Here is a 12,414-nt window from a genome sequence, read left to right on the forward strand (position 1 = left end):
GGTGTGTGTGCAGTGGGAATATGCATAGAAAAAAACAGATGCCCGCGGCACCTGTTTACCTATAAAGTATCGAATTCAACAGGCATGGAACCAATGCCTTGCTGCCGAAAGTCGGGATGCACCGCCAATGGAGCCAGGATCACGGCCTGAAGCACACAATCTTTCACCATAATAGATTGAGGGGTGAATAATACATGCCCCACCACACGTCCCCTGCTTTCTGCAACGATCGATAACTCCGGGTCATATGTTCTGCGTTTTCGGAGCAGGCTAGTCAAGGTGCTTTCCCCGATACCGAATCCATGGGTGAAGCTATGGGCATGCAGTTCGGCAATGGACCCATAATCGTCCGGTGTTTCCGTCCGCAGCATGATCTCCATGGGTTGATTCCCCCCCTTATTAACATTGGACACTACTGCACAACCATAGGAGTCTTATTCTGCATCGAGCCTGGGCGGCTTCCTGGAATTGCTCAGCTGCTCGAACGCATAAGCCAGCTTGATAAGAACAGGTTCGGTAAAAGCTGTTCCGACGAACATAATGCCGTAGGGTCTCCCGTCCTTCAAATATCCTGCCGGTACGGCAAGGGAAGGATATCCGGCTTTGGCGGCAATCGTATCCCCTAACGTCTCGGGAAATAAAAGAGCGTCAAGATGATGCTCCCGCATCGTTCGGTCTATGCCTTCCGTTCGAGATAACCGGATATCGTTCAGCCGATCTCTAATATATTGGGGCTCCTTCAGAGAACCGGAAGTTTTCTCCGAGGCAATGAGAATTTTTTGACCATATTTCAAGGCTTGCTCCGCATGGGCTTCATTAAAGGCTATAAGCTCTTTCAGTGAATGCACGGGAAGATGCGGGGGGAGCTTGCTCAAATAAGCGTTAATGTCCGCTTTGAAATCATGCAGGAACACGCTGGATCGAAACTGGGAAAGCTCCTCCGCCGAGTGAATATTGGCCGGGTCAATCAATTGCGCGCCTGCTTCCTCTAATTGAAGAAGGATTTGGGTAAAAAGCTGCCTTTCCTCTTCCGTCATATCCTCATGAAACCCTTGACGCGGTACACCGATACGGGCTCCTTTCAGCCCGTTTTTATCGAGGAATAAGGTATAGTCAGTGACTCTGACTCCCAGTGAACAACGTGTTACCGGATCCTGCGGATCCAATCCGCACAGCACGCCGAGAAGAATGGCCGCATCCTCAACGGTACGGGCAAGCGGACCTGCCGTATCCTGGCTGTGGGATAGCGGAATAATCCCGCTGCGGCTAACCAGCCCCAACGTAGGCTTGATGCCGACGACGGAGTTCTGCACTGCCGGACTGATGATGGATCCTGATGTTTCCGTACCTACAGCTGCGGTCGTCAAGTTGGCGGCCACGGCTGCGGCAGAGCCGGTACTTGAGCCCCCGGCAAATAAGTTCCTCCCATAAGGATTTAGAACTTGCCCTCCTCTGGAGCTATAACCGGCAATCATCCCTTCGGTCATGAAGTTGGCCCACTCCGTCATATTCGCTTTGCCCAGAATAATAGCCCCCGCTTCCCTGAGGCGGGAAACGATAAACGCATCTTCGTTGGCATAATGATCCGCGAGCGCTATAGAACCGGCGCTAGTATGCATTTTATCCCCCGTCTGGATATTATCTTTCACTAGCACTGGAACCCCATGCAGCGGCCCGCGGACTTGACCTGCACGCCTCTCGGCATCAGCTGCTTCCGCCGCATGCAGCGCATCCGGATTCAGCTCTAATACGGCGTTGATACACGGGCCTTGCTGGTCATAGGCGGCTATCCGTTCCATGTACTGCTGTACGAGGTCGAAGGACGAGCATTCCCCCCGCTCCATTGCCTTCTGAAGCCTGGCTATTGTCGCTTCTTCTATATTTAACACAGGAAGACCTCCTTTTTCTTAACACCCTTCATTATTTCTAAATGGTACCATACACCTTCTAATTTCACTTGGGAAAGAATGACTCTAATGGAATAAATCCTGTCTCCTACAAAAAGAAAAAAGCTTGATTGCTCAAGCTTGCTTGATTGCTCAAGCTTTTCAATTCCGCATCGTAATAAGCCAGCCTATATCTGTATTACGTGGATAGACCGTTCCTTCAGCTGCTCAAGCATCGTCGGGTCTGTTTTCCCGTCCGTTATGACATAGTGGATATCATCCCAAGCAGCGACTTGAGCCAGCGACTGCTGCCCGAATTTGCTGTAATCAGCCAATACGAAGGTCCTATCGGCGATACCGATCATTTTCTGCTTAATCAGTGCCTGAAGCTCGTTAAATTCACTAAGTCCCCGTTGAAGATGGAGACCTTTGCAGGAAATGAACGCTTTATCCACATAGTACGTGCTTAACGAACGTTCTGCGAGCGGACCGACATAAGAGAGCGATCTGGAAGAAAGCAGACCGCCGGTAGATATGACCTTGATTCGTTCCTTCGCGCTTAATTCCATTGCGACTTTGATTGAATTGGTCAATACGGTTAAAGTGACGTCCGGCAGCAGCTGTGCCATATACCAGGCCGTTGAGCTGGCGTCCAGAATAATCCGGTCATGCTCGTTGACATGACGAACCGCCTCCTGGGCGATTCGACGCTTTTCCTCCGCATTCGTTGTCTCCCGCTCCATATATGGAGTCTCCGATTGTGAGGAAGGAATGCTGATCGCCCCGCCATGACTGCGCAGCAGCTTGCCCTCGCTTTCGAGCTTATCCAAATCCCGGCGGATCGTTTCTTCCGTCACTTCACAAATTGCACTGAGCTCCGATACACGGATACTTCCTCTTTCGTTGACGAGCTGTACGATTTTTTGCCATCTTTGGGCAACCAACATCCTAATCCCTCATTCGTTTCTATAATTAGTCAAACCACAATAACGCTTGCTGCTTCCAAGCTTCGAATTCCTGACTTTGGCAGGCAGCGCTATTCTGGATTGTATCTATAGCTTGTAGATATGGTGCAACTGATCCCAGCGCCATATATTGTACAACAAGATGGACGATTGCACTAGCATTCCGCTCCAACTCAGCCGATAACATAGGTCTTTGTCTTACTCATACCCGCCCTCTGCAACAAATCAAAAAATCCATGCAACCACAACTCGTTGTGACATGCATGGATTTTAGAAACATTCGGAATATTTGTTCTAGTAATAAATTGTTATGAATTGTTATGATTAGCAGCATAGCGGATATTTACCGGCGTTCCGGGTTCCAACCGTCTGCTCCGCCCAAAATATTACTTACCGTATAAACTGCCGCCTCTTCAGGAGCCAGCTGTCTTGACCAGGGCACTCTCGCCTCCGGATTCGCCCCGTCCCCGCGGCTTGCGTATTCGTAATACCGGCTTGTTGCTTCCCGCTCAGGGTCGTTCCAGTTGTGCCAGCCTTCCGGTTTGACCGACGCATCCATCTCCGTACGGATCCAGGCCACATGGGCAAAGGGTCTCCAAGGCCTGCCTAGGTACACATCCGTCATCCCTTCATCCGCGGTTACCTTGCAATCCAAAAATACATAGCCGTACAGCTGCTGCTCCGGAGTAGACGCCGCTGTCAAATAGCCGCCTTTTCGCTTGCTATGGATCTCGCATCGTTGGAACACCGCACAGGCCGGACCGAAAATAAAGTCAACGTCCCCTTCAATACGGCATTCGTCATAATACTGCCTGCTTTCCCCGGTGTATAGCGTATCCTGAAAGCCGAGCATCGTGACATGGCGAAACACAGCCCGGTCACCGGTTACAAACACCGCAACCGCCTGCCCTGTTCCTTGGCCCGACGCATTGCGGATCGTTAACTGCTCCGCCGTGAAATCGTCTCCATGAAAATATGTGCTGGAGCTTCGGAACGTTCCGAGCGGCTCTCCATCTTCACCTAACGTTTTGGCATTATCGGAATAAGTCAAAATAACGCCTTCGCGTGATTCCCCGATCAAATGCAAATTGCGTTTTTCCTTCGGGACGATAAGCTTCTCCTCATACACTCCGTTTTTTATGTAAATGGTGATTGTTTGGTCGCTTCCATCCGGGGAAGCATCCACAGCCGCCTGTACAGTACGGAAATCACCGCCGCCTTGCTGATCTACTATCCATTTCATAGCCCGCATGCTCCCTTGTATAATAGATTTAAGATCCTTGCGCTAATTGCACTGCATCAATGGCTGAACCTTGTACTTCCCGGTCCGCCCCGACGCATTCACGCTTCACAACGCATCCATGTTATCACAAGCAGTCCTGCGTTTCTTTACTGATTTATGCTTCATTTGGAAGCAATTTCAGTTTTTTTGTCATTCGTGGCAGTATTTCCGGTTCACTTAAATAAGCCGGCAATTCGCCCTAAAGCGACTTGCCGGCTCAGCCTTACCATTTGTTATTCTCTCAATCGATTCGGGTTGAAAGTGTCACCGGGAGCCGGCCGGGAATATGGACAACAACTTCATCCGAACCCTCATCATATTCAGCAAATGCCGATGGCTCTCCGCCGTTTCCGGAGGCATGAAATACAGCTACGAATACGGTATCCTTCACGAGCTTCCTTCTCCGTATCAAAGTGCTTCTCCTGCCGACGGACGGCATCGCGATGGATTCCGCCAAATACAGCTCCTCCCCTGGCTGCGCACCCAGCGCTATCAGGGACAATCGTTCATCCGGAGACTCCTTATTCCACTTCCACGTCATCGTCCATTGGCTCTTATTCCAACATCCTGTTCTAGGATTGCTAAAATATTGATATCCGTCCTCCGAACCAAGGACATCTCCGGCAGTCTCTTTCCAGCGCAGGTCCATTAGGGCATCCTGGTCTATGACAGGCAACCCTTGGGTATGAATAATCCAATCGATATCCTTCTCTTCCTTGCACTGAACCCGGAAAACATCCAGCAGAATATCATCCTTCATCATGATTTTACGTTTCAACACGGTATCGGGATAGGCGCCGCTAACTTCCATGACTGCCTCCATGACTCCATCGTCATGGGTTCTCATCACCCGTATGCATCCTTCCGCCTCTGCCTGGGACCGGCCGCCGACGACTACGGTATTGTGGGCTGCCGTCTGTTTGAAATAATCGAAGTGGATCGGGTTGCCGTACGGCAGCATGCCAGCATCGGTCAACCATGGATGTCCGCCTGCAAAGTAAAGCAAATTCAGCTTGTCCTGATGACCATGCCAGCCGCCATGCTCTCCATAATCAATCATCGCGAGGCGCCCTTTCTTCAGGGAGTCCCCCTGCTGTTTAAGAAACAGCATCCCCGCTTTCTTAAGATGCACGAATCCGTCGTGATGAATCGTAGTGCTATTATGGCCGACAGGCTGGGATGGCGTCTCCTCCTCAAAGCCGAAGAGAAGACTGTAGAGTGAATCTCTGTCCCCGCTTCTTCGAACAACCTCATGGCCTATGCCGATATAACGCGCCGCGAACTCGAATAGATGCGCATACTTCCTTATATTCACCTCTGCCGAGTCATGAATCGGGGGCAGCGTCCCGTCAGGAAACATACATTCCAACGGAGCACGATACATGGACTGAAAGCGCGGATCCTGATAGAGATGCAAATCAAAGCTTTCCGCCGCAAGGACGATCAAGGTCTGGGCCTCTAAGGTATAGAAATGATATCCCCAAGCGCCTTCATACCAGAAGCCGTCTTCTCCCAGGCTGTTAGCCATTTGAAAATAAAATCCGTTGGACGGATCATCGAGAACCTGCTGCATCATCTCGCGACGATTTAAGGCTGCAGCGACCAAAGCCTTGGACGCATTATGATAGGTCTGCCAGTTCGATATGCCTGCCGGGTTATTCGCAATGACATCCAGGGCAGGAAGCAGCAGGCCGCGGGTGATATGGTTGATTTCGTCCAAGGTGAACACATCCTGCAGCTTCAGTATGTGAAAGCCCTGCGCAAGCAGACAAAGCCAGCTCGCCTCAGATAAGGTCTGGCACATCACCTTGCCGGATGTATGGCTGGCCCCGCCATACCGGTCATGCAGCGGATATTGCTGATAATGATCAGCATAAAACAGCAGCACCCGCTTAGCCCAATCGGCCCAGCGAATATCTCTATCTATTCCGAACAGTACAGCCGCATTGCGGCATGTCTTACTGTAATTCCAATGCTCGTTCGCCGTCGCTACCTCGTCCCAGGGCGAACCGCTCCATACGCTTCCGCAGGTCGGGCAGCGATGGTGATGCCGGTCGATCAGAATCAATCGGTCTCCGTCGGCAGGACAGTTATAGTCATGGCTCCAGCCGCCACCAAGCAGCGGAATGTCGAAGGGTTGAGCCAGCATCTCCTCCGGCTGGCGGCGAAACTGCTCATAAATGCGCTGAACCTCTGGATAACGCTTACATTTCTCTCGAATCTGTTCAAAATAACCCTTGCTCCACATACAAATTCCCCCTGTCCTATCGTTATGCCTAAGATTGCTTCCTGTTCAGGTTACCAAAATTCAGTGCGGGAAAGTTACGGTCTGTTGGGCAAAAATGTCGTTATTTTACGCATCCTATCGAATGCCGTAACCGGGAGTTAAAATTTACAAAAAAATTCGTCGAATTCAACATATTGTTTTTTACATTCGTATATTTTATAATCACTTGTACGTCTTATTACGGAGTGACGAAAGTGACATTAATAGAAGATTATCAACTAGTAGAACAACCCTTACATAGATTACCGGATGATCCGTTTCCATATCCCGATTTTACCGGAGACCAGCCTATGATGAGCCCCACGTTACAGCGCATTCTAGACTACTTGTGCCCTTGCCCCGCCTTCATTGCTGACCGGCGATGCAACATTATCGGCTGGAACAAAGCGGCCAGCGCAGTGACTAGCAGTATAGGTCCGATCGGCAGCGAAGAAAGAAACATTGTCTGGCTTTCATTCATGAGGCAGGAGATGCGCGAGCTTGTCGTAAATTGGGAGGATTTCGCCAAGGACTTCCTGACCATCTTCCGCAATTATTATGGGCAATATTCAGGTGATCCATGGTATGCCGACTTTACCGAGCTATGCGGACGTGTCAGTCCACAATTCAGCCAGCTTTGGCAGCATGGCGATTTACCTACAACTGCTCCTGTTACCGTACGAGAGCTGAACCATCCGGAAGCCGGCAATATGAGATTTGAGATCACTTCTTTTCAAGTATACGCCCATGCTGATTTGCGCTGCTGCGTGTATACCCCGCTTCCGGAATCAGAAACCGAATCCAAGATGAGATGGCTGATGAAAGACATCTCCTAGATATCAGCATACAATACCTTGATCCCGGGCAAACCTTTTGATCTGTACGGGAACCCCCTGTTTACTGCTTTCAATAGAAGCGAACAACAATATCATAGAGTGGAGATTCGATTCGATATCGGTCTCCATTTTTTGTCCGCCTCGAACCCAGTGAAGGAAGGCATCCAGCAAATAATCATTCCCCCACTTGGGGTTCATCTTCAGCTCTGCCGCCGTTCCGATAGGGCTAGCCTTCAGACGATTGTCCTCTTCCCTGAATATTTCGATTTGCCCTCGATTTAGCACGATGGTAGCCTTTTCGAATTCAGCGCGAATGTACTCCTTTTCCCAGCTGTTCTGTGGTGAAGCATTGCACCAGGCCGTTTCATAGGAGGCACGGACGGAGTTTTCAAATCGCATCGTCAGCAAGGCCTGAGCGCTTCCCGTATAGTTCCCCCATCGGGGTGTCCAAGAATCCATATAAACGCTTTCACAATGAGCTCCAGCCAAGTTTTCCAGCAAATCCAATTGGTGAATTGCACCCTCGATGAGCATCGTATCCTGCATCTTGGCTTGTCTCTCTTTCAAGCCGTCCCTCCTGTGCCAGTTAAAATTCATGACGATGTAGTCCAGTGCACCATAGTCTCCGGAACGAACCAGCTCGCGAAACGTCCATATCGGCTGGCGGAATCGATGGGTCATGGTTACTCCCATTTTTCGATTCAGCCTGCGGGCGGCTTCCACCATTCGCATGCAAGAATCTAACGTATCCGATATCGGCTTCTCGCTCAATACGTCACAACCCGCTTCCATGGCCGATATCGCTATCTGTTCGTGGGTATGCGGCGGGGAAGCTATGATGCAGATTTGCGGCTGCGTCTCTTCCAAGGCTAGCTTCACATCCGTAAAGCACTGGCTTTCGTTTAACCCAAGCTGCTGCCCGGCCGTCTTTAAGCTATCCGGATTCACATCGACTGCAGCCACAACCTCAACCAGACCTTCCTGAATGGCCTTGGGGAGCGTTTGTGTACACCAGGTTTTGCCCCAGCCTCCGGTTCCGACTATCATCGTTCTAATTGGCAAGCTCATCCTTCTCATCCCTTTTTAGTATTAATAGATCGGCACATCAAGTTATCCCCGGCCCCTACATCTGCTCGCCGGACTTGACAGCTTCCCTCTATTATCTGGGGCTCCCAAGCTCAAAGCCATGTCTTCAGGTTTTGAATACATGGAATAATGTCGGAACTTCCGAAGGATTGCTCAGCCTTCCGTGGGTTCCAACAAGCGGCCGCTATCACTTTTCCACCCATTTGAACCATTCGGGGTACATTCTGTTCCACCTCGGAACGCTCAAAAAAAGACCGCCCTTGCTGCCGATAAATCGGTGCAGCCACAAGGCGGTCTTCATTCATCATAAAAAGCATTGTACAACAGCAATCGTCATCAGCCGGCGCTTTCCTTGCCTTCCTCCCGGTTCCACAAGTGACGAAGCTCCTCGCTCGTCTGAAGCAGCTCCTCAAGCGATCCTTCCGCCTCGATGCGGCCCTCCTTGAGAACTATGATATGATCGGCATGCGACAATGCCGTCTTGCGATGGGAGATGACAAGGCAAGTAGCTTGCCCTTGTCGCTGCTCGTAAATACGCTCCCAGAGCTTCCGCTCCGTCTCGACGTCCAGGGCGCTCGACAAATCGTCGAACACAAGCAGCTCCGCGTCGCGAACGAACATCCTGGCCGCCGCCGTCCGCTGAGCCTGCCCGCCTGACAGCTTAACTCCACGAGGCCCTATGACCGTCTCCAGCCCATGCTGAAGGTGCTCGATATCAGGGTCGAGAACGGCAGAATGGATCGCCTCCTGCAGCTGCCGTTCGTTCCGCTTTGTTCCAAGCAAAATATTATTTCTCAGCGTGTCGCTGTATAACCGCGGAACCTGAGGCGTATACGCGCTGTGCGGCGGCACGAAAAATTCCCCCAAATGATCGACAGGCTTCTGATTCCACCTCACCGTCCCCTCCTCCTTAGGCAGCAGCCCAAGCAGCGTTCGGACCAAGGTGGTCTTACCCGAACCGATTCTGCCGGTAATAACGGTGAACGAACCCCGGGGGATTCGGAACGAGATATCCTCGATGCCTCTGCCGGTTTCCGGGTACCGGTAGGTCAGTCCCCGAACCTCCAGCTCCGCAAGCCCGTCTTCACCAGACAAGGCCTGCTGCTCCCCGGCAGGCTCCTTCAGCTCGGATCGCAGATAGAGCGGATGATGTTCTGCTGCTGCGCTAATATCGGAGCTTTGAAGCAGGTGCTCCAACCGCTGCTTCGCTACCGTACTTTGTTTGAAATAGGTCAGGAACTTCCCGAAATTTTGAATAAACTGGGTGACGAACGTCAAGTAATAGACGAACAAGGCAAAATCCCCGACCGTAAAGCTCCCCTCACGCATCGACTGAGCGGCCAACAGCAAAATGAAGCCCGTTCCGATATTGACCGTATTGGAGAATACGGAGTCCAGCACCTGGTTCAGCAGCTTATCCTTCAGCATAGCTTGCCGCCGGTGATCGTTCAGCTGGCGGAACCGCTGAATCACCCTCTCCTCCGCACCTGCAACTTGAATGGATTGGACAGTGCTGAACATTTCGCTGATGGCGCCTGTAACCTGGCTTGTCGCTTCGCGGCTCGCGGCCCTGTACTTTTGCAGCAGGGTAGTCGAAAGCTGAGCGATGGTAACCACGATAACCAGAGGGAGAAACACCCATAAGGTCATCCCCGGATTAATTCCATACAAGATATAGAAGGAAACGACCGCAAAGCAGGTCATTCCGAAAGCATCGACCGACCAGCTAATGGTCTCCTCTATTTGATCCACATCATCCCGGAAGCTGCTGATGGCTTCCCCCGGGGAGCAGGGAATCGCTTTGGCCCCGGGCTCCATCAGAATACGCTTCAACATATTTCGGCGCAGCAGGGCGCCGATGCGGAACCTGAACTGTACGTCCGTAATAAAGCCCAAGAGGATCAGAACCCCTTTACCGACTGCAGAAGCTATCAGCAGGACAATCAGCGTTCCAATGCTGAAGCCGTATACTGCTCCTCCTGATAACGTATCGAAGAACTGCTTCGTAATCCAGCCCGGAACGATAGGAGCCAAATAGATCAAAGACCAGGCTACAGCGTTAATCGTGTATAAGAACGGGCGGTATTTCATCAACCGCCATAGGAAAGTAAATGTGGTCATGCCAGCATCTCCTCCATTCCGACCTGCAGCATTTGATTGTATCGGGAACGATGGTCAGCCGCAAGACGTACTCTGTCCCCGAACTCTATTACCCTTCCTTGCTCAAGAATGAGGATTTGATCTGCCCTTTGGATCGTCGCCAACCGATGAGCTATGATAATGCAAGTCCGGTGGACCAGCAGCCGGCTGATCGCCTGCTCGATTTTTTGCTCTGTTGCCGGATCCAGCCGGGACGAGGCTTCGTCTAGAATAATAAGCCCCGGATCGGTCAGAAATACCCGGGCAAAGGAGAGAAGCTGCGCCTCTCCCGCAGACAATCCGCCTCCTCCTGATTCCAGCTGGCTGTCAAGGCCGGATGGCAGCGAAGCAAACCATTCCTTCAAGCCCAGTTCCTCCAGCACCTCGATAATACGCCGATCTTCTATGTCCTCACGAAAGAAGGTAAGATTATCGCGAACCGTCCCTTGAAATATTTCAATGTTCTGCGTAACCATGCCGACCTTGCTCCGAAGATCGCGCAGGGTGGCGTCCCGGATGTCCACTTGCTCGAGAGAGATTCCCCCTTCACGAACGTCATAAAAGCGCAGCAGCAGTCTTGCCAGCGTCGTTTTGCCGCTTCCTGTGCGGCCGAGCACCCCGAGCACTTTGCCGCGCCCCAGCTGAAAGTCGATTTGATGCAGCGTTGTCGTATGGTCTTCATAACCGAATACGACGCGGTCAAACTTCACGGACAACGGACCTGACGGCAGAGGCAGACCGATTCCGTCCCGAATGGCGGGTACGGTAGCCAACAGCTCGCGTATGCGAATAATGCTTGCGTCGGCTTTTTGCAAATCCTCCATTTGGGTTCTGATCTTCTCAATCGGCTTGCTCATCAATTCCGTATAATAGAAGATCATGTATACCGTTCCGAGCGTGATGGCTCCCTGCTTCCAAAAATAAGCGCTAAGAGCGAAGGCAATCGCATTGCCGATCGTGAAGATAACCAGCGTCGTTATCCACATACTGGCCCAGCCCAGGAAAGCCCGAATCCGAATCGGAAGCCACTCACGAATGAGTGTATGAAACCGATACATGACATACCCCGTAGCTCCGTTCGCTCTCGTATCTTCCGTCCCCTCCAAATGCTCCCCAAGAAAGCCGTAAAAGCGGGAGCTCATTTGACGCAAGGCTCCCCAATGCGGTACAGCGAACTTTCGTATGTATTGAATGGCGTAAATAGCCAAGATGACAAACAGCGTCATTCCTGTGCCGATAACCCAGCCCTCCCGGAACAACAGCACCAGCATGCCGACGACAAGCAGCAGATTGCTCAGCAGCGTCACGACAAAATTGGAAAAGAAGTTGGCCAGATTGTTGATATCTCCGTCCACCCTCTCAATGATGGCTCCCGAAGTATGCGACTTATGAAACGACATATCCAGCTTCATGCAGTGCTCGGCAACATCTCCGCGAAGCTTGTTGGTCGCAATCCAGCCAATATTTTCGCCGATATACGTTGCTATGACGGTAATGACCTGCTGCAGCAGCGAAACCCCGATAAAGAGCCCTGCAGCATATAAAAGCGGGGCAGTGCTTTCCTGCGTTTTGGCCGTATCGATAAAATAACGGATAATTTGCGGGTTCACCAGCTGCATGATAATACTGCCGATCAGCAGCACGGACAGCCATACGATACTCCCGCCCTGCTCGCGCAAATAGCTCGATAATAAAAGAGCATACTCCTTAATAGGTATTTTTTGTTTGGTTATTTTTTGTTTCATCCCTATGCCTCCTAGAATTGCGACTACCTTAACAGTCAGTCGGAATCGTTCCTAAAACCGGCCATCTGTATTTCAAATTCGCACCCGCGTAAAAGTGGATTGGTTCACCTGTCGAATACGCATGTCGGTGTTGTTGAGATGCGATCTAGCCTATCACAAATTGGAAAAAAAGCGTATGGATGTAACTTTAGTAGATCGAGTGCGGAACG

General features: G+C 51.2%; 9 protein-coding genes. 1 reads left to right on the forward strand and 8 read right to left on the reverse strand.

Annotated elements, in window-relative coordinates; genetic code table 11:
• Window positions 1–59: 59 nt before the first annotated feature.
• From ABEA66_RS17975 to ABEA66_RS17995, 5 genes are all read right to left on the reverse strand, one after another.
• Window positions 60–380 (reverse strand): GNAT family N-acetyltransferase, encoded by a 321-nt coding sequence (locus tag ABEA66_RS17975; RefSeq protein WP_345589517.1) that lies wholly within the window; start codon window positions 378–380, stop codon window positions 60–62.
• A gap of 54 nt (window positions 381–434) precedes the next feature.
• A complete protein-coding gene (locus tag ABEA66_RS17980) occupies window positions 435–1,889 on the reverse strand; it encodes an amidase (RefSeq protein ID WP_345589519.1) in 1,455 nt (484 codons plus the stop codon).
• 185 nt (window positions 1,890–2,074) lie between these two features.
• Window positions 2,075–2,833 carry a DeoR/GlpR family DNA-binding transcription regulator gene (locus ABEA66_RS17985; protein ID WP_192702824.1) on the reverse strand — a complete coding sequence of 253 codons (759 nt, stop codon included), beginning with the start codon at window positions 2,831–2,833 and terminating at the stop codon, window positions 2,075–2,077.
• Window positions 2,834–3,194: 361 nt separating this feature from the next.
• The gene (locus ABEA66_RS17990; protein WP_345589522.1) at window positions 3,195–4,094 is read right to left on the reverse strand and encodes a pectinesterase family protein; all 900 of its coding nucleotides are present in this window, start codon (window positions 4,092–4,094) and stop codon (window positions 3,195–3,197) included.
• A gap of 280 nt (window positions 4,095–4,374) precedes the next feature.
• Window positions 4,375–6,381: a heparinase II/III domain-containing protein gene (locus tag ABEA66_RS17995; protein WP_345589524.1), complete on the reverse strand. Its 2,007-nt coding sequence runs from the start codon at window positions 6,379–6,381 to the stop codon at window positions 4,375–4,377.
• A gap of 329 nt (window positions 6,382–6,710) precedes the next feature.
• On the opposite strand from ABEA66_RS17995, the gene ABEA66_RS18000 reads away from it, so the two are divergent.
• On the forward strand, window positions 6,711–7,235 hold the full coding sequence (locus ABEA66_RS18000) for an MmyB family transcriptional regulator (protein WP_192702827.1): 525 nt from the start codon (window positions 6,711–6,713) through the stop codon (window positions 7,233–7,235).
• 3 nt (window positions 7,236–7,238) lie between these two features.
• Here the strand turns inward: ABEA66_RS18000 and ABEA66_RS18005 are convergent, their stop codons facing one another.
• The 3 genes from ABEA66_RS18005 to ABEA66_RS18015 all read right to left on the reverse strand — a co-directional run bounded on the left by ABEA66_RS18005 (window position 7,239) and on the right by ABEA66_RS18015 (window position 12,205).
• Window positions 7,239–8,303, reverse strand: coding sequence for a Gfo/Idh/MocA family protein (locus tag ABEA66_RS18005; protein ID WP_345589527.1), 1,065 nt, complete (start codon window positions 8,301–8,303; stop codon window positions 7,239–7,241).
• Window positions 8,304–8,657: 354 nt separating this feature from the next.
• Window positions 8,658–10,442, reverse strand: a complete 1,785-nt coding sequence (locus ABEA66_RS18010) for an ABC transporter ATP-binding protein (RefSeq protein WP_345589529.1) — start codon at window positions 10,440–10,442, stop codon at window positions 8,658–8,660.
• Window positions 10,439–12,205 (reverse strand): ABC transporter ATP-binding protein, encoded by a 1,767-nt coding sequence (locus ABEA66_RS18015; protein WP_345589531.1) that lies wholly within the window; start codon window positions 12,203–12,205, stop codon window positions 10,439–10,441. Before ABEA66_RS18015 ends, ABEA66_RS18010 begins: the two co-directional genes overlap by 4 nt.
• Window positions 12,206–12,414 lie beyond the last annotated feature (209 nt).

The organism is Paenibacillus vulneris, from assembly GCF_039543185.1.
GTDB lineage: Bacteria > Bacillota > Bacilli > Paenibacillales > NBRC-103111 > Paenibacillus_S > Paenibacillus_S vulneris.